At 73.7% G+C, this 26,368-nt stretch carries 24 protein-coding genes, 2 tRNA genes and 2 pseudogenes; 9 read left to right on the top strand and 19 right to left on the bottom strand.

Going from position 1 to position 26,368, the window contains the following annotated elements; all coding sequences use genetic code 11:
• The first annotated feature begins 4 nt into the window (after window positions 1–4).
• From KDY119_RS06620 to cofD, 3 genes are all read left to right on the top strand, one after another.
• A complete protein-coding gene (locus tag KDY119_RS06620; protein WP_407657425.1) occupies window positions 5–1,108 on the top strand; it encodes a putative F420-0 ABC transporter permease subunit in 1,104 nt (367 codons plus the stop codon).
• The gene (locus KDY119_RS06615; protein ID WP_036951645.1) at window positions 1,105–1,887 is read left to right on the top strand and encodes a putative F420-0 ABC transporter ATP-binding protein; all 783 of its coding nucleotides are present in this window, start codon (window positions 1,105–1,107) and stop codon (window positions 1,885–1,887) included. The genes KDY119_RS06620 and KDY119_RS06615 overlap by 4 nt, the downstream gene beginning before the upstream one ends.
• A gap of 66 nt (window positions 1,888–1,953) precedes the next feature.
• Window positions 1,954–2,982 (top strand): 2-phospho-L-lactate transferase, encoded by a 1,029-nt coding sequence (gene cofD, locus KDY119_RS06610; RefSeq protein ID WP_153022682.1) that lies wholly within the window; start codon window positions 1,954–1,956, stop codon window positions 2,980–2,982.
• A 124-nt stretch (window positions 2,983–3,106) separates the two neighbouring features.
• Here cofD and cofC read toward each other — a convergent pair whose 3' ends face one another.
• Window positions 3,107–3,733: a 2-phospho-L-lactate guanylyltransferase gene (gene cofC / locus KDY119_RS06605; protein ID WP_036951648.1), complete on the bottom strand. Its 627-nt coding sequence runs from the start codon at window positions 3,731–3,733 to the stop codon at window positions 3,107–3,109.
• 151 nt (window positions 3,734–3,884) lie between these two features.
• Here cofC and KDY119_RS06600 point away from each other — a divergent pair, with 151 nt between their 5' ends.
• Entirely contained in the window at window positions 3,885–4,487 is a 603-nt protein-coding gene (locus KDY119_RS06600) for an HhH-GPD-type base excision DNA repair protein (protein WP_036951650.1), read from the top strand.
• Window positions 4,487–4,891 carry a PNPOx family protein gene (locus KDY119_RS06595; RefSeq protein WP_051136662.1) on the top strand — a complete coding sequence of 135 codons (405 nt, stop codon included), beginning with the start codon at window positions 4,487–4,489 and terminating at the stop codon, window positions 4,889–4,891. The genes KDY119_RS06600 and KDY119_RS06595 overlap by 1 nt, the downstream gene beginning before the upstream one ends.
• Window positions 4,892–4,923: 32 nt before the next feature.
• On the opposite strand, the gene KDY119_RS06590 is transcribed toward KDY119_RS06595, so the two are convergent.
• The 6 genes from KDY119_RS06590 to KDY119_RS06565 form a co-directional block, all read right to left on the bottom strand.
• Window positions 4,924–6,444 carry an HNH endonuclease signature motif containing protein gene (locus KDY119_RS06590; RefSeq protein ID WP_153022091.1) on the bottom strand — a complete coding sequence of 507 codons (1,521 nt, stop codon included), beginning with the start codon at window positions 6,442–6,444 and terminating at the stop codon, window positions 4,924–4,926.
• Window positions 6,445–6,509: 65 nt separating this feature from the next.
• Window positions 6,510–7,484, bottom strand: a complete 975-nt coding sequence (locus KDY119_RS06585; RefSeq protein WP_085998044.1) for a prenyltransferase/squalene oxidase repeat-containing protein — start codon at window positions 7,482–7,484, stop codon at window positions 6,510–6,512.
• 29 nt (window positions 7,485–7,513) lie between these two features.
• Entirely contained in the window at window positions 7,514–8,392 is an 879-nt protein-coding gene (gene cofE / locus KDY119_RS06580; protein ID WP_036951653.1) for a coenzyme F420-0:L-glutamate ligase, read from the bottom strand.
• 99 nt (window positions 8,393–8,491) lie between these two features.
• Window positions 8,492–8,884, bottom strand: a complete 393-nt coding sequence (locus KDY119_RS06575; protein ID WP_036951654.1) for a hypothetical protein — start codon at window positions 8,882–8,884, stop codon at window positions 8,492–8,494.
• Window positions 8,881–9,879 (bottom strand): TIGR03557 family F420-dependent LLM class oxidoreductase, encoded by a 999-nt coding sequence (locus KDY119_RS06570; RefSeq protein ID WP_036951657.1) that lies wholly within the window; start codon window positions 9,877–9,879, stop codon window positions 8,881–8,883. Before KDY119_RS06570 ends, KDY119_RS06575 begins: the two co-directional genes overlap by 4 nt.
• 2 nt (window positions 9,880–9,881) lie before the next feature.
• A complete protein-coding gene (locus tag KDY119_RS06565) occupies window positions 9,882–10,880 on the bottom strand; it encodes a helix-turn-helix transcriptional regulator (RefSeq protein ID WP_036951660.1) in 999 nt (332 codons plus the stop codon).
• Window positions 10,881–10,976: 96 nt separating this feature from the next.
• Between KDY119_RS06565 and KDY119_RS06560 the strand changes: the two genes are divergently transcribed.
• Both KDY119_RS06560 and valS read left to right on the top strand, forming a co-directional pair.
• On the top strand, window positions 10,977–11,372 hold the full coding sequence (locus KDY119_RS06560; RefSeq protein WP_036951663.1) for a VOC family protein: 396 nt from the start codon (window positions 10,977–10,979) through the stop codon (window positions 11,370–11,372).
• Window positions 11,373–11,385: 13 nt separating this feature from the next.
• Window positions 11,386–14,202 carry a valine--tRNA ligase gene (valS, locus tag KDY119_RS06555; protein ID WP_153022090.1) on the top strand — a complete coding sequence of 939 codons (2,817 nt, stop codon included), beginning with the start codon at window positions 11,386–11,388 and terminating at the stop codon, window positions 14,200–14,202.
• A 7-nt stretch (window positions 14,203–14,209) separates the two neighbouring features.
• Here valS and KDY119_RS06550 read toward each other — a convergent pair whose 3' ends face one another.
• From KDY119_RS06550 to KDY119_RS19400, 3 genes and pseudogenes are all read right to left on the bottom strand, one after another.
• A complete protein-coding gene (locus tag KDY119_RS06550) occupies window positions 14,210–15,409 on the bottom strand; it encodes a baeRF2 domain-containing protein (RefSeq protein WP_036951667.1) in 1,200 nt (399 codons plus the stop codon).
• Window positions 15,410–15,541: 132 nt separating this feature from the next.
• A pseudogene (locus KDY119_RS06545) lies at window positions 15,542–16,144 on the bottom strand (LysR substrate-binding domain-containing protein); the annotation flags it as partial.
• Window positions 16,145–16,251: 107 nt separating this feature from the next.
• A pseudogene (locus tag KDY119_RS19400) lies at window positions 16,252–16,425 on the bottom strand (helix-turn-helix domain-containing protein); the annotation flags it as partial.
• A gap of 72 nt (window positions 16,426–16,497) precedes the next feature.
• Here KDY119_RS19400 and KDY119_RS06540 point away from each other — a divergent pair.
• Window positions 16,498–17,385 carry a dihydrodipicolinate synthase family protein gene (locus tag KDY119_RS06540; protein ID WP_153022089.1) on the top strand — a complete coding sequence of 296 codons (888 nt, stop codon included), beginning with the start codon at window positions 16,498–16,500 and terminating at the stop codon, window positions 17,383–17,385.
• On the opposite strand, the gene KDY119_RS06535 is transcribed toward KDY119_RS06540, so the two are convergent.
• The 6 genes from KDY119_RS06535 to KDY119_RS06510 form a co-directional block, all read right to left on the bottom strand.
• On the bottom strand, window positions 17,376–17,702 hold the full coding sequence (locus KDY119_RS06535) for a chorismate mutase (protein ID WP_036951669.1): 327 nt from the start codon (window positions 17,700–17,702) through the stop codon (window positions 17,376–17,378). The genes KDY119_RS06540 and KDY119_RS06535 overlap by 10 nt on opposite strands.
• 63 nt (window positions 17,703–17,765) lie before the next feature.
• Entirely contained in the window at window positions 17,766–19,058 is a 1,293-nt protein-coding gene (gene clpX / locus KDY119_RS06530; protein ID WP_036951671.1) for an ATP-dependent Clp protease ATP-binding subunit ClpX, read from the bottom strand.
• A gap of 186 nt (window positions 19,059–19,244) precedes the next feature.
• A complete protein-coding gene (locus KDY119_RS06525) occupies window positions 19,245–19,943 on the bottom strand; it encodes an ATP-dependent Clp protease proteolytic subunit (protein ID WP_036951673.1) in 699 nt (232 codons plus the stop codon).
• Between the two features lie 40 nt (window positions 19,944–19,983).
• Window positions 19,984–20,634, bottom strand: coding sequence for an ATP-dependent Clp protease proteolytic subunit (locus KDY119_RS06520; RefSeq protein WP_051136664.1), 651 nt, complete (start codon window positions 20,632–20,634; stop codon window positions 19,984–19,986).
• Window positions 20,635–20,889: 255 nt separating this feature from the next.
• Window positions 20,890–22,287, bottom strand: a complete 1,398-nt coding sequence (gene tig, locus KDY119_RS06515) for a trigger factor (RefSeq protein WP_036952683.1) — start codon at window positions 22,285–22,287, stop codon at window positions 20,890–20,892.
• Window positions 22,288–22,619: 332 nt separating this feature from the next.
• A tRNA-Pro gene (locus KDY119_RS06510) sits at window positions 22,620–22,693 on the bottom strand.
• A gap of 123 nt (window positions 22,694–22,816) precedes the next feature.
• On the opposite strand from KDY119_RS06510, the gene KDY119_RS06505 reads away from it, so the two are divergent.
• A tRNA-Gly gene (locus tag KDY119_RS06505) sits at window positions 22,817–22,887 on the top strand.
• Window positions 22,888–22,951: 64 nt separating this feature from the next.
• On the opposite strand, the gene KDY119_RS06500 is transcribed toward KDY119_RS06505, so the two are convergent.
• The 3 genes from KDY119_RS06500 to KDY119_RS06490 are packed head-to-tail and all read right to left on the bottom strand — an operon-like array spanning window position 22,952 to window position 26,204.
• Window positions 22,952–23,398, bottom strand: a complete 447-nt coding sequence (locus KDY119_RS06500; protein WP_036951675.1) for a response regulator — start codon at window positions 23,396–23,398, stop codon at window positions 22,952–22,954.
• Window positions 23,395–25,005, bottom strand: a complete 1,611-nt coding sequence (locus KDY119_RS06495; protein WP_051136665.1) for a sensor histidine kinase — start codon at window positions 25,003–25,005, stop codon at window positions 23,395–23,397. The genes KDY119_RS06500 and KDY119_RS06495 overlap by 4 nt, the downstream gene beginning before the upstream one ends.
• The gene (locus tag KDY119_RS06490) at window positions 25,002–26,204 is read right to left on the bottom strand and encodes a PP2C family protein-serine/threonine phosphatase (protein WP_051136666.1); all 1,203 of its coding nucleotides are present in this window, start codon (window positions 26,202–26,204) and stop codon (window positions 25,002–25,004) included. Before KDY119_RS06490 ends, KDY119_RS06495 begins: the two co-directional genes overlap by 4 nt.
• Window positions 26,205–26,368: the final 164 nt, after the last annotated feature.

Here is a 26,368-nt window from a genome sequence, read left to right as displayed (position 1 = left end):
CGCCGTGACCGCCCCCGCCTCGACCCAGCGCCCGACGACGTCGCGCACGTCGCCGGGGTCGGGCGTGCCCGCGGCGTCGCGGCCGTCGTCCGGCCCACGGACCGCCGCCTGGCTCGTGGGCGCCGCCGTCGTGCTGGCGGTCAGCGTGTCGGTCGCGGTCACGCTCGGCCCCGCGCACCTGCCCGTCTCCGACGTCTGGCGCTCCGTCGCCCAGCATCTCGGGCTCGACGGTCCGCTCGGGCTCGACCGGCTCGCACCCCTGCCCGACGGGCTGGTCTGGGAGCTCCGCCTGCCGCGCGTCCTGACCGCCGCGGGCGTGGGCGCGGGTCTCGCGGTGTGCGGCGTCGTCATGCAGTCGCTCACGCGCAACCCCCTCGCGGACCCGTACCTGCTGGGGCTGTCGTCGGGGGCGTCGCTCGGGGCGGTGTGCGTGCTCGGGCTGGGGGTCGCGCTGGTGCTCCCCGTCGCCGCGTTCGCGGGCGCGCTGCTCGCGCTGCTCGCGACCCTCGGGCTGGCCGGGGCGGCGGGCGGCCTGACGCCGTCGCGGACGGTGCTCGCCGGGCTCGCGGTGAGCCAGCTCGCCGCCGCGGGCGTGAGCTTCGTGATCTTCTGGACGTCGACCGGAGACTCCTACCAGGACATCCTGTCGTGGCTGCTCGGGTCCGTCGCCGGCGCGACGTGGACGTCCGTCGCCGTGACGTGCGGGGCGACGCTCGTGCTCGGGGGCGTGCTCGCCGCGACCGGGTCGCTGCTCGACGCCTTCACGTTCGGCGACACCGCCGCCGCCGCGCTGGGCGTGCCCGTGGAGCGGGCGCGCCGGATCCTGCTCGTCCTCGTCGCGGTCCTCACCGGCGCGCTCGTGTCGCAGTCCGGCTCCATCGGGTTCGTGGGGCTCGTGCTGCCGCACGCCGTGCGGCTCGTCGTCGGGACCCGCAACCGGCTGCTCCTGCCGCTGTCCGGCCTGCTGGGGGCGAGCTTCCTCGTCTGGGCGGACACCGCCGCGCGGACCGTGTTCGCGCCCCGCGAGATCCCCGTCGGGGTCATGACGGCGGCCGTCGGCGCGCCCGTGTTCGCGTTCCTGCTGTGGCGAGGGAGAGGTCGGGCATGACGGCGGACGGGCTGCGGGCCGAACGGCTGCGCTGGGGTGCGGGCGGGCGGCTCCTCGTCGACGGGGTCGACGTGACCGCCCCACCCGGCACCGTGACGGGTCTGCTCGGCCCCAACGGCTCCGGCAAGACGACGCTGCTCCGGCTGCTCGCCGGGGTGCGGCGGCCCGAGGACGGCACGGTCCGGCTCGACGGCACCGACCTGCACACCGCCTCGCCGCGCGCGCGGGCGCGGGCCGTGGCGCTCGTCGAGCAGGACGCGACGACCGACCTGCCGATCACCGTGCTCGACGCCGTCCTGCTGGGCCGGATCCCGCACCGCTCTCTTCTCGCCGGCCCCCGCGCGTCGGACCGGACGGCGGCCCTGGACGCGCTCGACGCCGCCGGCGCGTCCGCCCTCCGGGACCGCGAGGTCACGACCCTGTCGGGCGGCGAGCGCCAGCGCGTCCACCTGGCCCGCGCGCTCGCACAGGAGCCGCGCCTGCTCCTGCTCGACGAGCCCACGAACCACCTCGACGTGCGCGCGCAGCTCGAGACGATGACCGTGCTGCGCAAGCTCGCGGCCGACAGCGTCACCGTGGTCACCGCGCTGCACGAGCTCACGATGGCGGCCCACGCGTGCGACCACGTGGTGCTGCTCGCGGGCGGCCGCGTCGTCGCCGCGGGGACCGTCGAGGACGTCCTCGTCCCCGAGGTGCTCGAACCCGTCTACGGGGTGCGGGTCGACGTGCTCCGCCACCCGCGCACCGGCCGGCCCGTCCTCGCCTATACCGAGTCCTGAGCCCGCTCCCCCACCCGCCCACCGCCCGGAGGCCTTGTGAGTCCGACCTCGTCCGCGACCGCGCCCCTGCGCATCGCCCTGCTCGCCGGCGGCGTCGGCGGCGCGCGATTCACGCGGGGGCTGCGCGACCTGCTCGCCCGGCGCGACGTGCCCGCCGAGCTGACCGTCGTCGTCAACACCGGCGACGACATGTGGCTCGACGGCCTGCGCGTGTGCCCCGACCTCGACACCGTCATGTACACGCTCGCGGGTGTCGTGCACGAGGGGCAGGGCTGGGGACGCGACAGCGAGACGGCGCGAGTGTCCGCCGAGCTGCACGCGTACGGCCTGGGCTGGCCGTGGTTCACGCTCGGCGACCTCGACATCGCGACGCACGTGGCGCGGACGGAGCTCCTGCGGCGCGGGCTGCCGCTGTCCGAGGTGACCGCCAGGCTCTCGGAGCGCTGGGAGTTCGGCGCACGGCTCCTGCCCATGAGCGACCAGAGCGTCGAGACGCACGTCGAGCTCGACGGCGGGTCCGGCGCGTCGGACGGGCGCCGCACCGTGCACTTCGAGGAGTGGTGGGTGCGGCTGCGCGCCGCGACTCCCGCCCGGCGCTTCGTGCAGGTCGGCGTCGAGGACGCGCGGCCCGCGCCCGGCGTGCTCGAGGCGATCGCCGGGGCGGACGTCGTGCTGCTGCCGCCGTCGAACCCCGTGGTGTCGATCGGGACGGTGCTCGGCGTGCCTGGGATCCGCGAGGCCCTGCGCGCGACCTCGGCTCCCGTGGTCGGGGTGGCGCCCATCGTGGGCGGCGCACCGGTGCGCGGCATGGCCGACGCCTGCCTCACGACGATCGGGGTCGAGACGACGGCCCTCGCGGTGGGCGAGCACTACGGCGCGCGGTCGCGCGGCGGCCTGCTCGACGGGTGGCTCGTGGACACGGCCGACGCCGACTCGGTCCCCGCGCTCGCCGTCGCCGGCATCGAGGCTCGGGCGCTGCCGCTGCTCATGGGCGACGGCGTCGGGCCGGACGGGCTGACGGCGACCGACGCGATCGTCCTCGCCGCGCTCGACCTGGCCGGCGTCGGGTCGCGGGTCGCGCCCACCGCGGCCTGACGGACTCGCGCCCGGCCTGCCGCCGGCGTCGCGGGAAGTCGCCCCATGGTGCTCTGCCGCGCTCCCGCGCGCGGATTCCTGGTCTCGACGTCTCCGGCCGACGACGTCCGACTCCGCCGACGACTCAGGCGACGCGCGTGGCGAGGAACGCGGCCGTGCGCCGGCCGACGCCGAGCGCCACCGCAGCCTCGAGGTCGGCGGCCGTGTCGACGTCGCGCCGCAGGCTGGCCCCCGCGTCGAGGCGCACGTGACCCTCCGCGGCATGCGCGTCCGCCGAGCCGGTGCCGAATCTCGGGCGCAGAGCGCCGGGCGTGCGCCCGGTCAGCAGGGTCGTGCCGGTGCCGTCGGCGTCGGGCACGAACGCGCGCTCGTGCGCGGTCGCGTTCGCGAGCGCCGCCTCGAGGTCCGCGGGTCGCAGCGCGGGGAGGTCGCCGAGGAGCACCGCGCACGGCCCCTGCGAGACCGCATCGATCCCCGCCCGCACGGCGGCGCTCAGCCCGCGGCCCGGGTCGTCGACGTGCACGACGCGCGGTCCGTCGTCGGCGGCGGGCACGAACCGCGCCTCGCTCGTGACCACCACGACGCAGCCGACCGACGGCGTCGCGAGCACCGCGTCGAGGGTGTCGAGGGCGAGGGCGTCCGCGAGCGCTCGCCGGGCGCCGTCGTCCAACGAGCCCGCGAGCCGCGACTTGGCGCCCGGCCCGCCCTTCACGGGCACGACGACGGTCCAGCCGGGCGCACGCGGGGTCATGTCCCCATTCTCCTGTCCACGCCGGCCGACGGTTGCCGACCCGCGCATCGGCTGACGCAGGTGGCGCCGTGACGCGGCGGTCTGCGGTCAGGCCGGCACGCTGCAGATCACCGCATCTCGCGGCGAGCGCCGCGCGGCTACGGTGGAAGGCATGGCTGCTGCGCTGCACCTCACCGGGGACTCCGACGCCGACGCGCTCCTCACCAAGGACCCGTTCGCCCTGCTCGTCGGGATGCTCCTCGACCAGCAGGTGCCGATGGAGTCGGCGTTCGCGGGTCCCGCGAAGATCGCCGACCGGATGGGCGGGCTGAGCGTCCGGGCGGTCGCGGACGCCCGACCGGACGAGCTGTCGGCGCTGTTCGCGCAGCCGCCCGCGGTGCACCGGTTCCCGGGGTCGATGGCGCAGCGCGTCCAGGCTCTCGCCCGGCTCCTGGTGGAGCGGTACGACAGCGACGCGTCGCGCCTGTGGACCGCGGTCGACGAGTCCGGCGGCACGCCCGACGCGAAGACGGTCCTCGCGCGGCTCGAGGCGCTGCCCGGCTTCGGCGCCCAGAAGTCGCGGATCTTTCTCGCGCTCCTCGGCAAGCAGTACGGCGTCGAGCCGGACGGCTGGCGCGAGGTCGCCGGCCCCTACGGGGAGCCGGGTTCGCGGCGCTCGGTCGCGGACGTCGTCGACGAGACCACGCTCCAGGAGGTCCGCGCGACGAAGAAGGCCGTCAAGGCCGAGGCGGCCGCGAAACGGAAGGCGCGCTGATGCCGCTGCCGTCCGCGATCCCGCAGGCCGCGAAGCGCTGGTTCAACCCGCGGATCATGCCGGTGGCCGAGCGGTTCCCGCCGTTCGCCGTCGTCGAGCACGTCGGACGACGCAGCGGGCGAGCCTTCCGCACGCCCGTGGTCGCGATGGCGCGGCGGAGGCTCGACGGCGGGGTCGACGTCGTCTTCGCGCTGCCCTACGGCCCGCGGGTGGACTGGGTCCGCAACGGCGAGGCGGCGGGCGGCTTCACGCTCGTCCGCAAGGGCGTGCGCTACCGGCTCGACGCCCTCAGGCTCGTCCACGGCCCGGAAGCGATCGCGCTGCTCCCCTGGTTCCCGCGGTATTTCCTGGGTGCGCTCGGCACCGAGGACGTCGTCCTGGCGCGCCCGCATCACGTTGTCTGAGCAGGGGCGTGCGGGCGGTACTGGAGGCTCGGTCAGAACGGCGGAGGCCCAGGGTCGTCGACGAGGCCCGTCCCGCCGGGCCCACCAGCGGAGCCGCCGGCGCGACCATCAAGACCATCACGCTCGAGGCGGACGGACGCCCTTCCGGGAGAGCGGCGTCCTGCCGGAGGTGACCACACCGGCCCGGGTTCAGCGGGCGGCACGACGTGAACCCTCCCGCTCGGCGACCGCCACACGGCGTCCTGTGTCATGGCGTCGAGACGAACGCGCCACGAGGTCTCGTGCTTGAGCCGGTGGTGGTGCCGGCACAGATGGATCAGGTTCGACGCGTCGGTGGCGCCGGCGTCGGCCGCCGCGGTGACATGGTCGACGTCGCAGCGACGCGCGGGTCGCCCGCAGCCCGGGAAGCGGCAGGTCCCGTCGCGGACCGCGAGATGACGGCGCAGGTCCGCAGGGACGCGGTACGTGTCGCGGCCGACCGACAGCACCGCACCCGTCTCGGGATGGGTGAGGATCCGCGTCAGCGACGGCGCCCCCGCCGCGAGCAGGCGCGCCGTCTCGGGGTCGATCGGCCCGTATCCCTCGAGCACGGCGTCCTCGTCGTGCCCGAGCAGCGTGAGCGCGGGGACCGTCACCGCCACACGCGGCACGACCGCGCGGACGAGGCTCGCCAGCGCGGCGTCCGGGCCGGGGCGGTCGTCCGCCTCGTCGGCGCCCGGCACACCGGACCCGGCGAGGGAGCGCGCGGCGGTCCCGTCGGCGTCGTCGAGCAGGAGCGCGACGAACGCGTCGGTCCGCAGCTGGTCCACCGTCCGGGGCTCGTCCGGGCCGGCCAGGGTCTGCGCCGCATGGTCCAGCCGGTCACAGATCGCGTGACCCTGCGCGGCAGGAAGGAACGCGCTCAGCCACGACATCCCGTCGGGAGCGGGGTCGATCCGGACTTTCCGGTCGGCGGCGGCACGCCGGTGTCGCACCACCGCGGGCTCCGGGTGCACGACCTCACGCACCCGCCGCACCCGCCTCGCCAGGCCCGTCGGCGTCGACGTCGCAGCGAACGGCAGCGCCGCTGCCTCGACCGCGCCACGCGCGTCGGTGTCCAGGTCCGCGGTGTGCTCGACGACGACCTGCGCGTGCCGGTAGGACATCGTCCCGTCCGCGACGACCGCGAGCGTGCGCGGCAGGTCTTCGACCAGCACCTCCGCCTCGGCGACCAGACCCGACGTCGTGGACTCGGGCAGCTGCAGCGCCGCCGCGAGGTCCGCGACGAGGGCGCGTCGCGCGAGCTCGCGCTCCTGCCCCGTCAGCGGCGAGCGAGCCGCCGACGACGCGGGCCGCAGCAGGGCCTCCTCCGCCAGCGGGACCAGGCGGACCGCTCCGTGCAGCAGGACCGTCCTCAGGGCGGTGAGCCGCCGGATCGCGTGCTCCACCTCGACGACGGTGGTGATCGCGGAATCCAGCACCGACGCGCCCGCGGGCACGGCCTCGGAACCGCTCCCGTCGGCGACGGCCCGAGGCACGTCGTCGATGCGGTCGTGGCGCTCCTGGGAGGTCATGAACTCAGCCAACACCGTGCCACCGACACTCGCTCGAACACTTGTTCGAGCGACGGTACGGGCACCTAGACGACGTCCCACCAGTCGAGCACCCGGGTGCCGTACAACGTGAGCCACGGCGACGGTTCGCCGGGCGGGACGTCGACGTGGAACCACACCCGTCCGGGATACCGCTCCCGCTGGAGCCAGGTCCCGTCGGGCTGCCGCGCGGCGCGGACCAGCTCGACGGCGTCGGCCATGCGCGGATCCCGCCCCCGCCGGTCGAGCGCGTCGGCCCGACGGAAGTAGTCCGCGGCGCGCAGGACGCTGTAGTGCCCGTGGAACGGATAGGCGTAGCCGTCGACGTCCTCGGCGACCGGCTCGCCCGTGGAGAGCCGGCGGAACAGCCCCCGACGGAGCAGGTACTCCTCGCCCGCGCGCCGGGCGTCCCGGCTCTCGTCCGTGCCGCCGCCGCGCTCCTCGAGCTCGAGCAGCCCGTACAGCGCGTTGAGCGTCGACCGGACCGACGACCGCGTCGAGCCATCGACCCACTCGCAGTTCCAGCCGCCCTCGTCGGTGGCGTGCTCCACGAACCACGCAGCGACCCCGTCGACGTCGGCGCCGAGCCACGCGCCGCTCGCGAGCGTGAACCCGTTGATGCAGCAGTCGACCTCGCCGCCCCAGAAGGGCGACCCGTCGTACTCCCACCGGCAGCTCTCGTCGAGCCGCTCGGCGGTGTGCCGCGCGCGCAGCACGTCCGCGTCGAGACCCCATGCGCGCAGCGCGTTCAGCGACCAGGTCGTGGCGGTCCACGGCTGGCCCGCGCCGGGAGCAGCCTCCGGACCGTGGAAGTCGAAGTCCGCGGGGAAGAACGCGCCGCCCGCCCACTGCCCGTCGTCGTCCTGCAGCGCGAGGAGCCGCGCCCCGAAGCCCTCGGTGGCGACGCGGGCACGCGTGGCCTGCCAGACGTCGTCGGGCTCGTGGAGGAGGTCACGCTCGACCTGCCAACGCAGGGCCGGATCTTGGTCGAGCAACCAGGCAGCGAGGTCTGGCTCCACCATCGGGTCGCCCCCTCCCTCGCCAGGACGCCTCAGAGCGCGCTGGACTCCACGCGCGACTCGCCGTCGCTGTACCCCTGCTCGTAGCCGCTCGAGAAGCCTTCGGAGCGGCCCGCCTCGACGCCCTCGTCGTATCCGGCATCGTAGCCCTCGTCGTACGACTCGGCGCTGCCGGTGCGGAACATGTCGTCCTCCGCGGCGCGCACGATCGCACGGGCGCCCGGCCCGTCCTCGGCGGTGACCCACGCAGCCACCCCACGCACGACGGCGACGGGCACGCCTGCGCTCTTGCCGCGCACGAGCTCGGTGGCGGCGGCGAGCTCGTCGGCGACCGCGACGACGGTCGCGGTGAGCGGACGACCCTCGCGGTCGGCGGAGCCTCGCAGGTCGTCGAGCACGACGACCCCGGCGGCGCCGATCGCGATGTCCGTCACCCCCTGGCGCCACGCCCGACCGGCGGTGTCCGCGACGACCACGCCGACCGTGCGGCCGGTCGCCTCCGCGATGCCGGCGCGGATGCGGCGGGCCGAGACGTCGGGGTCCTCGGGGAGCAGGAGCACCGTCCCCGGCGGGACGTTGCTCGCGTCGACGCCTGCCGCCGCGAGCACGAGACCCTGCTTGTTCTCGACGATGCGGGTGACGCCGCCCGGGTGCTCGCGCGTCGCGACGACGCGCACGGTCTCGTCGGTGATGGCCTGCTCACGGTCGTCCGCGCGCACGAGCCGACCCTCGGACTTGGAGACGATCTTGCTCGCCACGACGACGACGTCCCCGTCCTCGAGCGCGGCCGCCGGATCTCCCTCACGGACCGCGGCGTCCAGCGCGTCGAGCAGGACGCGCGCGACGTCGTCACCGGCCTCGACCTCGCCGATGCCCTGCACCGGCCGCACCCACAGCCCGCTCGTCGTCATGCCCCTCATCTCTCCGTGCCGCCGGCCCGGCCGTCGCCGGGTCTGCGACCATTGTGCCGTCCTTGTCCAGCCCGGCGGGGGCGCGTCCCGCCGGGTGCCTCAGCCCGCGAACAGCACGTGGGCGTCCGGGTCGCCGGCGCGGCGCGGCCGGAGCTGCGGCGGCGCGGGCCACGGGAGCACACGTCGTTCGACGACGGCGTCGACCGCACCGAAGTCGTCGGTCTGGACGACCACCCGCTCGGGTGTGACCTCGACGAGGCGCACGCGCAGCGGCCGGTCGCCGTCCTGCTCGAGCGTCCAGACGTCGCCGAGCCACGTGAGGCCCGCCTCCTCGAGCGCCTCCTCGGCGGCCGTCCAGTCGAGTGGCCCGGCAAGGTCGCGTCCGAGCAGGGAGACCGGGACCCAGTCGTCGCCCTCGGGCCGCAGCCAGCCGAGGATCTCGCGGTCGTCCGGCCGGCGGTGGGCGACCCAGTCGGCCGGGAGCGGGCTCACCGGCTCAGCTTCGGGAGCACGTCGCGCCCGAAGACCTCGATCCACTCCCGCTGGTTGCGCCCCACGTTGTGCAGGTAGACCCGGTCGAAACCGAGGTCGACGTACTTCTGGATCGCCTCGCGGTGCACGTCGGGGTCGGAGGAGATGACCATGCGGCCCTCGAAGTCCTCCGGGCGCACGAGCTTGGCCATCTGCTCGAACTCGAACGGCGAGCGGATGTCCGCCTTGGGGAACTTCATGCCGCCGTTGGGCCACTCGTGCATCGCGTTGGCGAGCGCCTCCTCGTCGGTCGGCGCCCACGACAGGTGGATCTGCAGCGCGCGCGGCATGTTCTCGGGGTCGCGCCCGGACTCGCGCACGCCCTCGTCGAACTTCCCGAACAGCATGGAGATCTTCTCGAGGGGCGCGCCCACGGTGATCAGGCCGTCGGCGACCTTGCCCGCGCGCTTGGCGGTGACCGGTCCCCCGGTCGCGACGAGGATCTCGGGCGCCTCCTCGGGCATCGTCCACAGGCGCGTCGACTCGAGCTTGTAGAACTGGCCGGCGTGCTTGGCGTCCTTGCCCGCGAGCGACGCGGAGAACAGCTTCTTGATGATGTCGATGGCCTCGAACATGCGGTTGATGCGTTCGGGCGCCTCGGGCCAGTACTGCGCGGTGATGTGCTCGTTGAGCGCCTCGCCGGAGCCCAGTCCCAGCCAGTGCCGACCCGGGTACATCGCGGCGAGCGTCGCCGACGCCTGCGCCACCATCGCCGGGTGCCAGCGGAACGTCGGCGCCGTCACGCCGGGACCCATGTCTCCCGTCGTCCGCTCCCCCAGCGCCGTCAGGACGTTCCACACGAACGGCGACTGCCCCTGCGCGGGGACCCACGGCTGGAAGTGGTCCGCCGCCATGACGCCCGAGAAGCCGTGCTGCTCCGCGTAGGCGGACAGCTCGACGGCCTCGGTGGGGTGGAACTGCTCGAGCTCTGCCACGTATCCGATCGTCAGACCCATGGTCACGAGCCTACGTCCGACGACGCCGCGTTCACGCGAGACTGCAGCCGCGCCGCGAACTCGCGCAGCAGTCCGACGAGCTCCGCGGGCTCTTCGACGACGAACGGCCGGTCGAGCGCGCACAGGACCCCGGGGAGCCAGTCGAGGCGGTCGGCACCCAGCTCGACCCGGAGCCAGCCGTCGTCCGACCCCTGCGACACGGGGCGAAGCCGCGCCACCGTGCCGGGAAGGAAGCGCCGCGCCTCCTGCTCGGTGGTGCGGACCCGGACACGGACCGTGTACCGGTACCCGCTCCTCAGCATCTCCTCGAGCCTGGCCGCGGGGTCGAAGCCGACGGGCGGCCGGAAGTGCCCCGGCAGCGCTCGTGCCCGCGCCACCCGGTCGAGGCGGAACGTGCGCTCGGCACCGCGGTCGAGCGCGAGCCCCAGGACGTACCAGCGGCCGTCCCGCCGCACGAGGCCGTAGGGGTGCACGGTCCGCGTGCTCGTCGCGGCGTCGGCGGCGTCCCGGCGACGGTGGACGATCTCGAGCGGCTGGTGCTCGCGGACGGCGCGCGCCACCACGAGCAGGACGTCCGCGTCGACGCCGCCCGTCGCGTCGCCGGCGACGACGACCGCCTCGAGCAGCGCACCCAGACGGTCGGCGGAGCGTTCCGGCAGGACGCGCCCGATCTTCGCCGCGGCGGTCGCGGCCGGCACGTCGCCCTCCCCCTCGTGCGACGCCTCGGCGAGGGCGACCAGGACGGCGACCGCCTCGTCGTCGGTCAGCATGAGGGGCGGCAGGCGGTAGCCGCGCCCGAGCCGGTACCCGCCGTACCGGCCGCGGACGGACTCGACCGGGACTCCCGCGTCGACGAGCCGGACGACGTCGCGCCGGACGGTGCGCTCGTCGACCCCGAGCGCACGGGCCAGGTCGAGCCGGCCGCGCATCCCCCCGGACTGCAACAGCTCGAGCAGCACGAGCAGGCGGGCACCCGAGCCGGTGGTGTCGACGGCTCCCATGTTCCTCCGAACAACTGGACTAATTGTGTCCAGTATCTTCCCTATCGTCGAGGCAGAGGCGCGGGAGCTGCCGCGCACGACACCCGGAGGTACGCCATGGAGCTGTCCGCCACCCGCATCGTCACCGACGACGTCGACCGTCTGGTCGCCTTCTACGAGACCGTCACGGGCGCGTCCGTGACGCGCTTGCACGAGCTCTTCGCGGAGCTGCGGACGTCGGGCGGCACGCTCGCCGTCGCCAGCTCGCGCACGGTGCCCGCGATGGGCCCCGGCGTCGCCGAGGCCGGCGCGAACCGTTCGCTCGTGCTCGACTTCCTCGTCGGCGACGTCGACGAGGAGTACGCACGGCTGCGGCCCGTGCTGACCGACGTCGTGGGCGAGCCCCGGGACATGCCGTGGGGCAACCGCTCGTTCCTCCTGCGCGACCCCGACGGGAACCTCGTGAACCTGTTCACCCCGGTCAGCACCGTCGGAGGTGCGCCGCAGATCTGAAAGAATGACGGGCATGAGTGACCTCGACCCGACGTCCCCCCGTCCCGACGCCCCCGCACCGACCGTGGCCGCCACGGTAGGCGAGGGCGACGTCGTAGACGCGGTGGTGCGGGGCGTACCGGACCGGGTCTCCGTCGACGGTCTCGAGGACAAGCTCGGCGGGCGCTGGCGCGAGGAGGGCACGTACGACTTCGACCGGTCCGCGACGCGCGAGCAGGTCTTCTCGATCGACACCCCGCCGCCCACCGTCTCGGGCTCGCTGCACGTCGGCCACGTCTTCAGCTACACGCACACCGACCTCGTCGCGCGCTACCAGCGCATGCAGGGTCGTGAGGTCTTCTACCCGATGGGCTGGGACGACAACGGCCTGCCCACCGAGCGCCGCGTGCAGAACTACTACGGCGTGCGCTGCGACCCGTCGCTGCCCTACGTGGAGGGCTACGAGCCGCCGCAGCAGGGCGACGCGTCGACGGGCAAGGGCCGCGCCGCCGACCAGCAGCCCGTCTCGCGCCGCAACTTCGTCGAGCTGTGCGAGCGCCTGACGTCCGAGGACGAGAAGCAGTTCGAGGCGCTGTGGCGTCACCTGGGGCTGTCGGTGGACTGGGCGCAGCACTACCAGACCGTCGGCGGCTCCTCGCAGCGCGTCGCGCAGACCGCGTTCCTGCGCAACCTCGCCCGGGGCGAGGCGTACCAGGCGCAGGCGCCGGGCCTGTGGGACGTCACGTTCCAGACGGCGGTCGCGCAGGCCGAGCTCGAGGCGCGCGACTACCCGGGCTTCTTCCACACGATCTCGTTCAGTCGAGCAGAGGGCCCGGGCGTCGGTGACACGGTCGAGATCGAGACGACGCGCCCCGAGCTGCTGCCCGCGTGCGTGGCCCTGATCGCCCACCCGGACGACGAGCGCTACCAGCACCTGTTCGGCACGACCGTCCGCACGCCGCTGTTCGACGTCGAGGTCCCCGTGCTCGCCCACCCGGCGGCCGAGCCCGACAAGGGCGCCGGCATCGCGATGTGCTGCACCTTCGGCGACCTGACCGACGTGCAGTGGTGGCGCGAGCTCCAGCTGCCCACGCGCTCGATCGTGCGCCGGGACGGCCGCATCGTCGAGGACACCCCCGACTGGGTGACCGCCGAGGCCGGGCGCGCGCTGTACGCGGAGCTCGCGGGCAAGACGACGTTCTCCGCCCGCACGGCCGTCGTGGACGCGCTCCGGGCGAGCGGCGACCTCGTCGGGGAGCCGGTCGCCACCCAGCGCAAGGCGAACTTCTACGAGAAGGGCGACAAGCCCCTCGAGATCGTGACGAGCCGCCAGTGGTACATCCGCAACGGCGGGCGCGAGTGGCTGGCGCAGGACGCGGGCGAGGGCGCACACGTCGTCCGTGACCTGCGCGCCGAGCTCCTGGCCCGCGGCGAGGAGCTGAGCTTCCACCCCGACTTCATGCGGGTGCGCTACGAGAACTGGGTCAAGGGCCTCAACGGCGACTGGCTGATCTCGCGCCAGCGCTTCTTCGGGGTGCCGATCCCCGTCTGGTACCCGGTCGGCGACGACGGCGAGCCCCGCTGGGACGCCCCGATCGTGCCCGCCGAGGCGCAGCTCCCCGTCGACCCGTCGGCCGACGTCCCGGACGGCTACACCGAGGACCAGCGCGGCGTCGCCGGCGGCTTCGTCGGCGACCCGGACATCATGGACACCTGGGCGACCAGTTCCCTCACCCCGCAGATCGCGGGCGGCTGGCTCGATGACCCCGAGCTGTTCGAGCGCGTGTTCCCGATGGACCTGCGCCCCCAGGGCCAGGACATCATCCGCACGTGGCTCTTCTCGACGGTGGTCCGCTCGCACCTCGAGTTCGGCACGCTGCCGTGGAAGAACGCCGCGATCAGCGGCTGGATCCTCGACCCCGACCGCAAGAAGATGTCGAAGTCCAAGGGCAACGTCGTCACGCCGATGGGGCTGCTCGAGGAGCACGGGTCCGACGCCGTCCGCTACTGGGCGGCATCGGCGCGGCTCGGTACGGACGCGGCGTTCGAGGTCGGCCAGATGAAGATCGGCCGCCGACTCGCGATCAAGATCCTCAACGCCAGCAAGTTCGCGCTGTCGTTCGGGGCGTCGCAGGGCGAGGGAGCCGAGGAGTCGCACACCGTCTCGCTCGACCCGTCCCTCGTCACGGTCGAGCTCGACCGGGCGATGCTCACCGGGCTCGCGGCCGTCGTGGAGCAGGCCACCGAGGCGTTCGAGGCCTACGACCACACGCGCGCGCTCGAGATCACCGAGACGTACTTCTGGACGTTCTGCGACGACTACCTCGAGCTCGTCAAGGACCGCGCGTACGGCGCCGGCGCGACCACCGCCGACGCCTCGCCCGAGACCGCGTCGGCCCGGGCCGCGCTCGCGATCGCGCTCGACACGCTGCTGCGCCTCTTCGCACCGTTCGTGCCGTTCGCGACCGAGGAGGTCTGGTCGTGGTGGCGCGCGGGCTCGATCCACCGTGCCGCGTGGCCCGTCGCAGCCCCGCTGCGCGACGCCGCTCGCGGCGCCGACCCGGTCGTCCTGACGGCCGCCGGCCACGCGCTCGCTGCGCTCCGTAAGGTCAAGTCCGAGGCGAAGGTCTCGATGCGGGTGCCGATCCTCGCGGCGACGGTCGCGATCCCGGCCGGCCTCCAGCCGGGCGTCCGCTCCGCCGCGGGCGACGTCCGTGGCGCCGGGCGCGTCACGGGGCCGCTCGAGATCGTCGACCCGGCCGACGGCCAGGGCGACCCGGCCGTGCAGGGCGGGATCGTCGTCGTGAGCTCGGAGCTGGGCGAGCCGGAGCCCAAGAAGCCCCGCGCCTGACCTGACCTCAGACGACGTCGCGCAAGCGAGTGCGGTCCGCCGACATCGTCGGCGCCGCCTCGCTCGGCGTGCCCGCGTCGTGCCACCGCAGCACCGCGCCGACCCCGTCGACGAGCTCCGCCGCACCGTCGGGCACGAACGTGAGGCCGGCGTCCTGACCGAGCGCGGCGCGCACGAGCGCGACCGACGCGGGCAGGGGGTGGATGCCGTCGGTGGCGCCGAGGTCCTCCACGTCGCTGCGGTCGAGCGCGACCTGGAGGGCCTCGGGCCCGACCCAGATCTCGCGGTCGTCGAGCTCGCCCTCGCCGCCGAAGCCCTCGGCGAGCAGGAGGTCGGAGACCTGTCCTCGCTGCAGGACGGTCACGACGTCGCCGAGGGAGGTGACGCTGCCGTCGTCGCGGCCCTGGCCGGTGCGGTAGGCGTCGACGACGCGCGCGCGGCGGCGGTCGCGGCAGGCGGCGACCGCCTCGGCGAGACGGCCCGCGAAGACGCCTTCCTTGGCGCCGGCACCGCGTGAGCCGCCCGGCACGTCGACGGCGAGGTCGAGGGTCTGCCGCGACAGCTCGGCGCGCACGAGCGCCAGCGCGCGGACGTCGCCGGTCAGCACGACGAGCTCGGGCCTGTGCTCGCTCACCTGCGCGTCGACCTCGTGGGCGACAGCCTCGGCGTTGCGCTCCCAGGAGTCCTCGACGCGGTGGTCGATGCGCTTGTCGGCGGTCGTGCCGGTGCGGACCTTGTTGAGCACGTCGTGCCCGGCCTCGACGGTGAGGGGCTCGGGCTGGCGCCTGGGATCCCCGCCCCACGACCAGGTCAGGTCGGCACCGACACGGTCGACGACGACCACCAGGTAGTCGACGGACTCGTCAGCCGAGCGGGCCGCGTCGAGGAGGACGGGCACGGGGCCGTACTCGGCGCGCGAGACGGTCGGCGGCACGGCCAGCACGCGTTCGAGGAGAACGCCTTCGTCCTCGGTGGCGATGAGGACGCGTCCGTGGGGCCCGGCGATCCGGAGCGGCTTGAGGACGCGGACCTCGAGGGCGTCGCACACGCCCTGCGGCGCCCCCTGTGCGGCGAGGTCGCGTCTGAGGACGCGCCACCGCCCTTCGACGTCCGGGTCGGCGGCCTCGATGCCTCGCGTGGCGTCGAGGTAGACGGTCGCGAACGGGCCGGGGGTTCCGGCCAGGGGCCGCAGCCAGTCGATCTTCACTGAGGTACCTCCGTGCGACGACGACGGGCGCCGGCCGCTCGGCGGAGTCGCCCGACGATCCCATCGCGCGGGCCGGCGCCCCGGGTTCTCCCCAGCGTCGTCCTGATCGGGCGAGCCCGCCACCGGACCGCGTCAGGGGCGTCCGAGCTCCGCGGCCACGGCGCGCGCGACGTCCGTGAACGCGCGCACCTCGGGGCGGCGGCCGGCGCCGGCGCGGTGCGCGACGCGGGTGCGACGGGTGGTCCCGACCGGGTCGAGCCGGACCTGCGACGGGACGTCGAGCGCGCCGAGCTGGGGCACGATCGCGACGCCCTGGCCCGAGGCGACGAGCGCGAGCACGGTACCGAAGTCGTCGACGACGTGCCGGGCGACGGGCTCGTAGCCAGCGGCGCGGCACAGGTGCTCGGCCGCAGCGCGGCACAGCGTGCCGGGTCCGGCCAGGATCCAGGGCTCGTCACGGACGTCCGCGACGGTGCGCGGCGCCCGGCCGCAGGACGCCAGGTGGACGGCCTCCTCGAGCAGGGGCACGCTCTGGATGCCCTGCGACACCGCCCGGGGCACGACGTCGTAGTCCTGCACGAGGCCGACGTCGACACGGTCGTCGCGGAGCGCCCCGGGCACGTCGGCCGGATCGAGCTCCAGGACGTGGAGCCGGAGCCCCGGGTGCTGCGCCGCGACCCGGACGAGCGCCGTCGGGAGGAGGGTGCGGACGGCTGTCGGGAAGGCGGCGACCCGTAGCGTCCCGACGGCCGCGCGCGGGCCGCGAGCACGGACGCCTCGGCCTGCTCGATCGCGCGGAGCACGTCCTCGGTCGCTGCCACGAGCGCCGCCCCGCCGCTCGTCAGACGGACGCGCCGGCCCGTGCGTTCGAGCAGCGGGACGCCTACCTCGCGTTCGAGCGTCGAGAGCTGCTGCGAGACCGCGGACGCCGTGTACCCGCGGAGCTGGGCCACGGCCACGATCGTGCCGAGCCGGGACAGGTCGTCGAGCAGCCGCAGCCGGCGGGGATCGAGCATCAGCCGATCTTACGTACCCGTGCAGTTTTCCGCGCTCGACACTGATGCTCGCTCGTCGTCAGGCTGGGACGCATGACCCTCACCGGAGTCCTGGTCCCCCTCGTCACGCCGTTCGACCGGGGCGGGGCGGTCGCGCTCGGCGCCCTCGAGTCGCTCGCCCACCAGGTGCTCGACGACGGCGCCGCCGGGCTGGTCGCGCTCGGCACCACCGCGGAACCCTCGTCGCTCTCGGCGGTCGAACGGCAGGCCGTCCTCGACGTCGTCGGGCGCGTCGCGACCGAGCGCCGGACCACGCTGCTCGTCGGCGCGAGCACCGCTGAGGACCTGGCGGCGCTGCGCGGCCGGACCGGGGTCACGGCTGCCCTCACGCTCGTCCCGCCGTTCGTGCGCCCTGGCGAGGACGGCGCGGTCGCTCACCTGGCAACGCTCGCGCGGCTGAGCCCCGTCCCGCTCGTCGTCTACCACGTCCCGCACCGGACGAGCCAGGACCTCGGCTCCGCCGCGCTGCACCGGCTCGCCCGGGTGGACGGGATCGTCGGGACGAAGCTGAGCATCCCCGCCGACGGCAGTGCCGTCGCGCTGCTGGGAGACCTGCCCGACGACTTCGACGTGCTGGCCGGCGACGACACCGTCCTCGCGCCGATGCTCGCGCTGGGCGCCTCGGGCGGCGTCCTCGCGTCGGCCCACCTGGCGACCGCGGCGTACGCCCGGCTGGTGGACGCGTGGGCGGCCCCGCGCGTCGACACCGCGGACGCCCGCGCCCTCGGCGCACGGCTCGCCGGGCTGTCCGCCGCATGCTTCGCGGAGCCGAACCCCGTCGTCGTCAAGGGCGTGCTGCACGCGCAGGGACGCATCCCGACCGCCGCGGTCCGACTCCCCCTGCTCCCCGCGAGCACCGCGAGCGTGGACGCCGCCCTCGCGTCGCTCGACGCGGTCGAGCGGGCGGTCGCTCAGGCGTAGGTGTCGAGCGGGGGCACCGCGGCCCCGGCGTGCGCGGCGGCGATCAGCTCGTGGTGGCGGATGACCTCCGCGACGATGAACTCGCGGAACTTCTCCGCGAACTCCGGGTCGAGCCCGGCGGAGTCGGCGATCGCCGTCAGCCGCGCGATCTGCTGACGGTCACGGTCGGGGTCAGCGGGGGGCAACCCGCCCTGCGCCTTGAGCTCGCCGACGCGGCGCGTGAACTTGAAGCGCTCGGCCAGCAGGTGCATGAGCGCGGCGTCGACGTTGTCGATGCTCGCGCGCAGCGTGAGGATCTCGGAGGGGATCTCGGGCATGTCCCGATCCTCCCACGGCAGCCTGGGACGTCCGTCCCGGTCCCGACGACGGCGCAGGCCCGGTCAGGCGCTCTTCTCGCGCGGGGTGCGCCGCGAGACCGCGCGCGGCACGAGCGTCGGGTTCACGTTGTCCAGGACGACCTCGCGACTCACGACGACCCGTTCCACGTCGTCCCGGCTCGGCACCTCGAACATGACCTGCTGGAGGACCTCCTCCATGATGGCCCGCAGGCCGCGCGCACCCGTGCCCCGCAGGAGCGCCTGCTCCGCGATCGCGTCGAGGGCCTCGTCCTCGAACTCGAGCTCGACGCCGTCGATCTCGAACATCCGCTGGTACTGCTTGACGAGCGCGTTGCGGGGCTCGGTGAGGATCCGGACGAGCGCCGCGCGGTCGAGCGGCGCCACCGTCGTGATGACGGGCACGCGGCCGATGAACTCCGGGATGAGCCCGAACTTCAGCAGGTCCTCCGGCATGACGTCGGCGAACAGGTCCGCGGTGTCGTCCCGGTCCACCTTCGCGCCGAAGCCGATCCCTCGCCGTCCGGCGCGCGAGGAGATGATCTCGTCGAGGCCCGCGAACGCCCCCGCCACGATGAACAGCACGTTCGTCGTGTCGATCTGGATGAACTCCTGGTGCGGGTGCTTGCGTCCGCCCTGCGGCGGGACCGACGCCTGCGTCCCCTCGAGGATCTTCAGCAGCGCCTGCTGCACGCCCTCGCCCGAGACGTCGCGCGTGATCGACGGGTTCTCCGCCTTGCGCGCGATCTTGTCGATCTCGTCGATGTAGATGATGCCGGTCTCGGCCTTCTTGACGTCGAAGTCCGCGGCCTGGATGAGCTTGAGGAGGATGTTCTCGACGTCCTCGCCCACGTACCCGGCCTCGGTCAGCGCGGTCGCGTCCGCCAGGGCGAAGGGGACGTTGAGCATCTTCGCGAGCGTCTGCGCGAGATACGTCTTGCCGCAGCCCGTGGGGCCGATCAGCAGGATGTTCGACTTCGCGATCTCGACCGGCCCGGCGTCCTCGCCCGACTTGCCCGACGCCGACCCGCCGGCTGCCTCGCCCGCCTGGATCCGCTTGTAGTGGTTGTAGACCGCCACCGCGAGCGACCGCTTGGCGGCCTCCTGCCCGACGATGTACTGCTCGAGGAACTCGAAGATCGCCTTCGGCTTGGGCAGCTCGGACATGCCGAGCTCCACCGCCTCGGTGAACTCCTCCTCGAGGATCTCGTTGCACAGCTCGATGCACTCGTCGCAGATGTACACCCCTGGGCCTGCGATGAGCTTCTTGACCTGCTTCTGCGACTTCCCGCAGAACGAGCACTTGAGCAGGTCCGCACCATCACCGAGTCGGGCCACGGATTGCCTCCGTCCGTCGGACCCCCCGCGTGCGGGGGCTGGCACCGGCGGTCCCCCCGCCGGTCCCTCATCGTCCCATTGGACACCACCGGAGCGTCGGATGTCAGCCGCGTTCCGGTTCCGTGTCGGGACCAGGAGCCCGGCACCGGCCAGGAGGCCGGTGCCGGACCGATGCTCGCGCCGGGCTCAGGCCCGGGTGAGCGCTGCCGCCTTGCGGCTCTCGAGGACCTCGTCCACGAGGCCGTAGTCCTTGGCCTGCGCGGCGGTGAGGATCTTGTCGCGCTCGATGTCCTGGCGGACCTCCTCGACCGACTTGCCCGAGTGGCGCGCCAGCGTCTCCTCGAGCCACTCGCGCATGCGGATCAGCTCGTTGGCGTGGATCTCGATGTCGGACGCCTGCGCGTAGCCGCCACCCTCCATCGCGGGCTGGTGGATGAGCACGCGCGCATTCGGCAGGGCGAGGCGCTTGCCGGCCGTGCCGGCGGCGAGCAGCACGGCCGCGGCCGAGGCCGCCTGCCCGAGGCAGACAGTCTGGATCTCCGGCTTGATGTACTGCATCGTGTCGTACAGCGCCGTCATGGCGGTGAACGACCCGCCCGGCGAGTTGATGTAGATGATGATGTCGCGGTCCGGGTCCTGGCTCTCCAGGACGAGGAGCTGCGCCATCACGTCGTCGGCCGACGCGTCGTCCACCTGCACGCCGAGGAAGATGATCCGGTCCTCGAACAGCTTGGTGTAGGGGTCCTGGCGCTTGAAACCGTAGGCGGTGCGCTCCTCGAACTGCGGGAGCACGTAGCGCGACGACGGCGCCCCGTACGGGAGCGCGAGGCCGCCGGCGCCCGCGAGGCGCTGCGCGGTGGACAGGTACTGGGATTCGGTGCTCACTGGGTCCTCCTCGGAAGGTCGATGGGTGCGGGGACCGCGGTCAGGAGTCGCTGGCCGTGCCGCCGCCGCCCGAGACGGCCTCGGAGCTCGTCACGACGTGGTCGACGAACCCGTACTCGAGGGCCTCCTCGGCCGTGAACCAGTTGTCACGGTCGTTGTCCTGGAGGACCTTCTCGAGCGGCTGGCCCGTCTGCTCGGCCGTGAGCTCGGCGAGCACCTTCTTCATGTGCATGATGAGCTGCGCGTTGATCCGCACGTCGGTCGCGGTGCCGCCGATGCCGCCCGAGGGCTGGTGCATCATGACGCGCGCGTGCGGGGTCGCGTAGCGCTTGCCCTTGGCGCCCGACGAGAGCAGGAACTGCCCCATCGACGCCGCCATCCCGACCGCGATGGTCGCGACGTCGGGCTGGATGTACTGCATGGTGTCGTAGATCGCCATGCCGGCCGTGATCGACCCGCCGGGCGAGTTGATGTACAGCCAGATGTCCTTGTCGGGGTCCTCAGCGGCGAGCAGCATCATCTGGGCGCAGATCGCGTTCGCGTTCTCGTCGCGCACCTCGGAACCGAGCCAGATGATCCGCTCGCGCAGGAGCCGGTTGTAGATCGAGTCGTTGAGCCCGAAGCCCTGGCCCTCGGCGCGCAGGGCGGGCGCCGCCGCGTCGTGGGTGGTGCTGGCGGAGTGCTCGGCCATGTTCTCGTCGCTCCTCGTCGTCGTCCGTCCGGTCGTCCCTGCGGTGGCCCCGCGGTCCGTCCGGCTGATGTGACCCTAACGTCCCCGGCGGGCCTGCCACGTCCCGGCCGGCGGCCTTTTCGCTGACGGCGCACGACGACGGTCCCGGCGGGCGTCCGCGGGCCCCGCCGCACGTCGCGCGCACCGACGACGACGGCCCCCGCCTCGGGCAGGAGGCGGGGGCCGTGCGTGGGTGCCGGGTACCCGGCGGGCGGCTCAGGCCTTGTCGGTGGTCTCGTCTGCCGCGTCGGACGCGGCCTCGGAGGCGGCGTCGGCGACCGCGGAGGCGGCGGCCGAGTCGGCCAGGGCGTCGGCGTCCGCGGCGTCCGCGTCGGCCTCGTCGGAGCCGATGAACTCGGACAGGTCGACGACGTCGCCCTCGGAGTCCTTGACCTCGACACGGCGCAGCGCGACCGCGAGCGCCTTGGAGCGCGCGACCTCGCCGACCATCGCGGGGATCTGGCCGTTCTGGTCGATCGTCTGCACGAACTCGTTCGGGTCCATGCCGTACTGGCGCGACGACTGCACGAGGTACTCGAGCAGCTCCTCCTGGGCGACCTGGACCTCGAGCTGCTCGGCGAGCGTGTCGAGGACGATCTGGTTGCGCAGGGCCTTCTGCGTCTCCTCGGTCACCTCGGCGCGGTGCGTGTCGTCCTCGAGGCGGCTCTCGGACTCGAGGTGGCGGTGCACCTCGGCGTCGACGACGCCCTGCGGGACGGGGACCTCGAGGTTCTCGAGGATGGCCTCGAGCAGGAGGTCGCGCGCGGCGACGGCCTGGTTCTGCGTCTTGATGCCCTTGACCTGCTCGCGCAGGTCGTCCTTGAGCTCGTCGAGGGTGTCGAACTCGCTGGCGAGCTGCGCGAAGTCGTCGTCGGCCTCGGGCAGGTCGCGCTCCTTGACCTGCGTCGCGGTGACGGTGATGTCGGAGTCCTTGCCCTCGTGCTCGCCGCCGGCCAGCGGGGAGCGGAAGGTCGTGGTCTCGCCCGCGGACAGCCCGGCCAGCGCCTCGTCGAGGCCGTCGAGCATGGTGCCCGAGCCGATCTGGTAGCTGACGCCCGACACGGAGTCGATCTCGTCGCCGTCGATCTCGGCCTTGAGGTCGAGCACGACGAAGTCGCCGTCCTTCGCGGGGCGGTCGACGCCGACCAGGGTGCCGAAGCGCTCGCGCAGGGCGTCCAGACGCTCGGCGACGTCCTCGTCGGTGACCTCGGCCGCGTCGACGGTCACCGTCAGGCCGGACAGGTCGGGCAGCTCGATCTCGGGGCGGACCTCGACCTCGGCGGTGAAGTGGAGCTCACCGTCCTTCTCGGACGGGTCCGGCACCTGGGTGACCTCGACCTCGGGCTGGCCGAGGGGGCGCAGGTCGTTCTCGCGCACGGCCTCGCTGTAGAAGCCGCCCAGGCCGTCGTTGATGGCGTGCTCGAGCACCGCGGCCCGACCGACACGCTGGTCGATGACGCGCGGCGGCACCTTCCCCTTGCGGAAGCCGGGGACCTGCACCTCGCGGGCGATGTGCTCGTAGGCGTGGTCGATGCTCGGCTTGAGCTCGTCGTACTCCACCTCGACGGTCAGCTTGACCTTGGTGGGGTCCAGGCTCTCGACGGCGCTCTTCACTTCGATGATCTCCAACCGGTGGGCGCGCGCCTACGGTCACGTCGACGCGGGGTTCATGTGGGCCGGACGCTCGTGTCGGGCGGCAGGAGCCGCCGCACGGGCGTACGGGCAACCCGTCGATCCTACGTCATCGTGGCCGTGCGCCACCAAGGCGCCCGGCCCCTCGCTGCCCGGCCCTGAGGTCGACGGGGGCCTCGTCGTCGACCGGCACGCGCGCCGCACCGGACACCACGGCGACGACCTGCCGCCGCGTCGCGGGGTGCCGACCGAGGGATTCCTCCGGCGCCGAGGTGAGCGCCTCCGCCCGTCGTGCCGTGCCGTTCGGGGGACAGTCGGGGTGACAGGATTTGAACCTGCGACCTTCCGCTCCCAAAGCGGATGCGCTACCAACCTGCGCTACACCCCGCCGCCACGCTGCGAAGCAGCGCGACCGCCCGAGTCTACCCAGGTCGCGGGACCGGGTGGTGGTTTTGCTAGGGTGGGGCCCGCACGTCGGCCCGGCCACCCTGGCGGTGGCCGACGTTCCTTCGCGGATGTAGCTCAATGGTAGAGCCTCAGTCTTCCAAACTGATGACGCGGGTTCGATTCCCGTCATCCGCTCCCAGCACCCGTGCACGACGACGGCCCAGGCCCCGAGGGGCCTGGGCCGTCGTCGTACCGGCGGTCAGTACCCGCGCGAGGGCAGCCGGACGACCTCGACGAAGAACTCGTCGACCTGGCGCACCACGTTGATGAAGCGGTCGAAGTCGACCGGCTTCGTCACGTACGCGTTCGCGTGCAGCGAGTAGGAACGGACCACGTCCTCCTCGGCCTCGCTGGTCGTCAGCACGACCACGGGGATCGACCGGAGCGCCGGGTCCTCCTTGAGCGCGGCGAGCACCTCGCGCCCGTCCATGCGCGGCAGGTTGAGGTCGAGCAGGATGAGGTCGGGCGTCGGCGCGTCCGCGTACTCCCCTTCCTTGCGGAGGAACTCCATCGCGCTCACGCCGTCCGGGACGACCGACAGACGGTTGCTGACCTTGTGGTCCTCGAAGGCCTCCCGGGTCATCAGGACGTCGCCCGGGTCGTCCTCCACGAGGAGGATGTCGATGGTCTTGCGGGACTGGTTCACTGCAGGGCTCCGTCCGGTACGAGGGTCGGGGGAAGGGGTGTGGCACCCACGGCGGGCAGGGTCCACCGGATGCTGGTTCCGGGACCGTCGGGCTGCTCGATCCAGATCTCGCCGCCGTGGAACTCGACGATCTTCTTGCAGAGGGCGAGCCCGATCCCGGTGCCCTCGTACACGTCCTTGGGGTGCAGCCGCTGGAAGATCACGAACACGCGGTCCGCGTACTGCGGGTCGATGCCGATCCCGTTGTCCCGGCACTCGAGCTCCCAGAGGTCGCCGGTGCGGCGCGCCGACAGGCGCACGACGGGGGCGCGGTCCGGCGAGCGGAACTTGATCGCGTTGCCGACGAGGTTCTGCACGAGCTGGGTGAGCAGCGGCTCCTCGCCACGGACCTCCGGGAGCCCGTCCGCCTCGACGCGGGCACCGGTCTCGCGGACGAGCTCGCCCAGGTCGTCGAGCGTGCGGTCGAGGACGCGGTCGAGCGGGACGTCCGTCACCTCGCCGCCCAGCCTGCCGACCCTGCTGAACCCGAGCAGGTCGTGCACCAGCCGCTGCATGCGCTTGGCGCCGTCGACCGCGAACTCGATGTACTGGTCGGCGCGCTCGTCGAGCTGGCCGCCGTACCGCTTCTGCAGGAGCTGGGTGAACGACGCCACCTTGCGCAGCGGCTCCTGCAGGTCGTGGGACGCGACGTAGGCGAACTGCTCGAGGTCCCGGTTGGAGCGGCTCAGCTCCTCGGTCTGCGCGGTGAGCCTCTCGTTGACGGAGACGAGCTCGGCGTGCGAGCGCTCGACCGCGGCGACCTGGTCGCGCAGCGCGCGTCGCATCGCCTCGACGTCGCCCGCGAGGTCCGCGATCTCGCCCGGTCCGTGCGCCGTCACCGGGGAGTCGAGGGCACCCGATGCCACCGCCCGCGCGTCGCGCGCGAGCTCGTCCACCGGCCGCGTGACCCACCGCCGCAGCGCGACCCAGACGAGGACGCCCGCGACCAGCCCGACGACGCCCATCACGACGAGCGAGGCCAGCGCGACCCGCGTCCAGCGGTCCAGCTCCGCCGCCTCGTGGTCACGTACGTTCGACAGCTCGTCGGAGAACGCGGCCACCGCGGCACGGACCTCGTCGAACCTCTCCTTGCCGTGCTCGACCTGGGCGTTCGTCACCGACTGGGGACCGTCGCTCCGCACCTGGGCCACGAGCGGCTCGGCGTAGGAGACGAACCAGTCCTGGGCGACGTCGTCGGCGCGGACCGCGCTCGACCGCAGCGCGTCGTCGTGGGTCAGGTCGGCGATCCGGTCGGCGACCTCGGTGAAGGTCGAGCCGCTCCCGGCGCGGGCCTGGTCGTACGGCTCGAGCGTGGCCGGGTCGCCCGTCAGGGCGTACCCGCGCAGGCCGGTCTCCGCGTCGACGAGGGCGGCGAAGTGGTCGTCGGCGGCCACGCGCGCGTCGAAGAGCTGGTCCGTGACCTGGTGCTGCACCGCGAGCAGCCGGCCGAGCGCCACACCGTCGGCGACCAGGACGATCCCCAGCAGGACGGCCGCGGCGGCGAGCAGCCACGAGATGCGGCGACGCAGGGTGACCGCGCGGCGGGCGCCAGGAGCTCTCGCCGTCACGACGCCGCCCGCCGCGCCTCGGAGAGCACCACGACGGCGGCGTCGTCGTCGAGGAGCTCCGACCCGTGGAGCGCGCGCACCGCCCGCAGGACGGCCTCCGCCAGGTCGGCGGGCGCGCCGTCGTCCCGCGCGGCGAGCTCGCTCATGACCTCGAGCAGGCCGGCCCTGCCGAGCCGCTCGCGGGATCCGTCGATCGTGGCCTCGAACACGCCGTCCGTGTAGAGGGCAAGCCGCCAGCCGGGGTCGAGGGAGATCCGCCGCGCCTCCCAGCGCCCTGGCGTCGCGAGCCCGAGGACACGTCCGCGAGCCTGCGTCGGCAGGTACCGGGCCGTCGCGCCGAGGAGCACCGGCTCCGGGTGCCCCGCCAGGTAGAGGTCCGCCGACCTCGCGTCGGGCGCGATCTCGAGCATCACGAGCGTCGTGAAGACCCACGGGTCGGCGCGCTCCGTCTCGAGCACGCGCTCGAGCAACCCGAACAGGTCCCCCGACTCGGTCCCGGTGAGCACGAGCGTGCGCCAGGCGGTCCGCAGCGTCGCGCCGAGCGCCGCCTCGTCCGGTCCGTGCCCGCACACGTCGCCGACCACCACGACGACCGACCCGTCAGGGCGCTCGACCGCGTCGTAGAAGTCGCCGCCCAGCACACCGTCGCGGCCCGCGCGGTACGCGACCCCCACCTCGACGGGAGCCGACCCCACGGCCGGTCGCGGCAGGAGCGCCCGCTCGAGCCGGTTCGCCTCCTGCATCCGCACCGTGCTGCGATACAGTTCGCGACCCGTGTCCTCGAGCCGCCGGCGCTGCACCGCGTAGCGGATCGACCGCGCGAGCATCCGGCCGTCCACCTCGTCCTTGACGAGGTAGTCCTGAGCGCCCGCCGCCACGGCGCCCACGCCCGCCTCGTCGCCCGAAAGACCCGTGAGGACGACGACCGCGGGGGCTCCTGCCGCGAGGATGCGCTCGAGGGCGGGGATGCCGACGCTGTCCGGCAGCCCCAGGTCGAGGAGCACGCAGTCGACGTCGAGGTGGTCGAGCGCGTCCTCGAGGGTCCGCACATGGGTGACCTCGACCTGGATCGCGGCGTCCACGAGGTGCTCGTGGACGAGCAGCGCGTCTCCGTCGTCGTCCTCGACGAGCAGGATGCGGATCGCGCTCTCGTCGGAGGCACGCCGCAGGGTCTGAGCCTCCTCGGCCGCGGTCGTCACGGGCTCCTCCGGTCCGTCGGCGTCTCACCGGCCGCTTCTTGACCCGGGCTCGACTGCTGGCCGGAACGCTACCGGATTCACGGGCCTGCTCCGCACGGACCGTTCCACCTGCCGGCACGGCGTTGCAGCGGGTGGACGTGCGGCGATAACCTCGACCCGCAACC

The organism is Luteimicrobium xylanilyticum (assembly GCF_009429125.1).
Lineage (GTDB): Bacteria > Actinomycetota > Actinomycetes > Actinomycetales > Cellulomonadaceae > Luteimicrobium > Luteimicrobium xylanilyticum.
The sequence above is the reverse complement of the archived record's forward strand: the minus strand, read 5'-3'. Positions and strand labels throughout refer to the sequence as shown.

Bases quoted from the DNA above. Each gene is read 5' to 3' on its own strand.
- KDY119_RS06615 (WP_036951645.1), top strand. From the start codon at position 1,105: ATGACGGCGGACGGGCTGCGGGCCGAACGGCTGCGCTGGGGTGCGGGC.
- cofC (WP_036951648.1), bottom strand. From the start codon at position 3,733: ATGACCCCGCGTGCGCCCGGCTGGACCGTCGTCGTGCCCGTGAAGGGC.
- KDY119_RS06600 (WP_036951650.1), top strand. From the start codon at position 3,885: ATGGCTGCTGCGCTGCACCTCACCGGGGACTCCGACGCCGACGCGCTC.
- KDY119_RS06595 (WP_051136662.1), top strand. From the start codon at position 4,487: ATGCCGCTGCCGTCCGCGATCCCGCAGGCCGCGAAGCGCTGGTTCAAC.
- KDY119_RS06590 (WP_153022091.1), bottom strand. From the start codon at position 6,444: ATGACCTCCCAGGAGCGCCACGACCGCATCGACGACGTGCCTCGGGCC.
- KDY119_RS06585 (WP_085998044.1), bottom strand. From the start codon at position 7,484: ATGGTGGAGCCAGACCTCGCTGCCTGGTTGCTCGACCAAGATCCGGCC.
- cofE (WP_036951653.1), bottom strand. From the start codon at position 8,392: ATGACGACGAGCGGGCTGTGGGTGCGGCCGGTGCAGGGCATCGGCGAG.
- KDY119_RS06570 (WP_036951657.1), bottom strand. From the start codon at position 9,879: ATGGGTCTGACGATCGGATACGTGGCAGAGCTCGAGCAGTTCCACCCC.
- KDY119_RS06565 (WP_036951660.1), bottom strand. From the start codon at position 10,880: ATGGGAGCCGTCGACACCACCGGCTCGGGTGCCCGCCTGCTCGTGCTG.
- KDY119_RS06560 (WP_036951663.1), top strand. From the start codon at position 10,977: ATGGAGCTGTCCGCCACCCGCATCGTCACCGACGACGTCGACCGTCTG.
- valS (WP_153022090.1), top strand. From the start codon at position 11,386: ATGAGTGACCTCGACCCGACGTCCCCCCGTCCCGACGCCCCCGCACCG.
- KDY119_RS06540 (WP_153022089.1), top strand. From the start codon at position 16,498: ATGACCCTCACCGGAGTCCTGGTCCCCCTCGTCACGCCGTTCGACCGG.
- KDY119_RS06535 (WP_036951669.1), bottom strand. From the start codon at position 17,702: ATGCCCGAGATCCCCTCCGAGATCCTCACGCTGCGCGCGAGCATCGAC.
- KDY119_RS06520 (WP_051136664.1), bottom strand. From the start codon at position 20,634: ATGGCCGAGCACTCCGCCAGCACCACCCACGACGCGGCGGCGCCCGCC.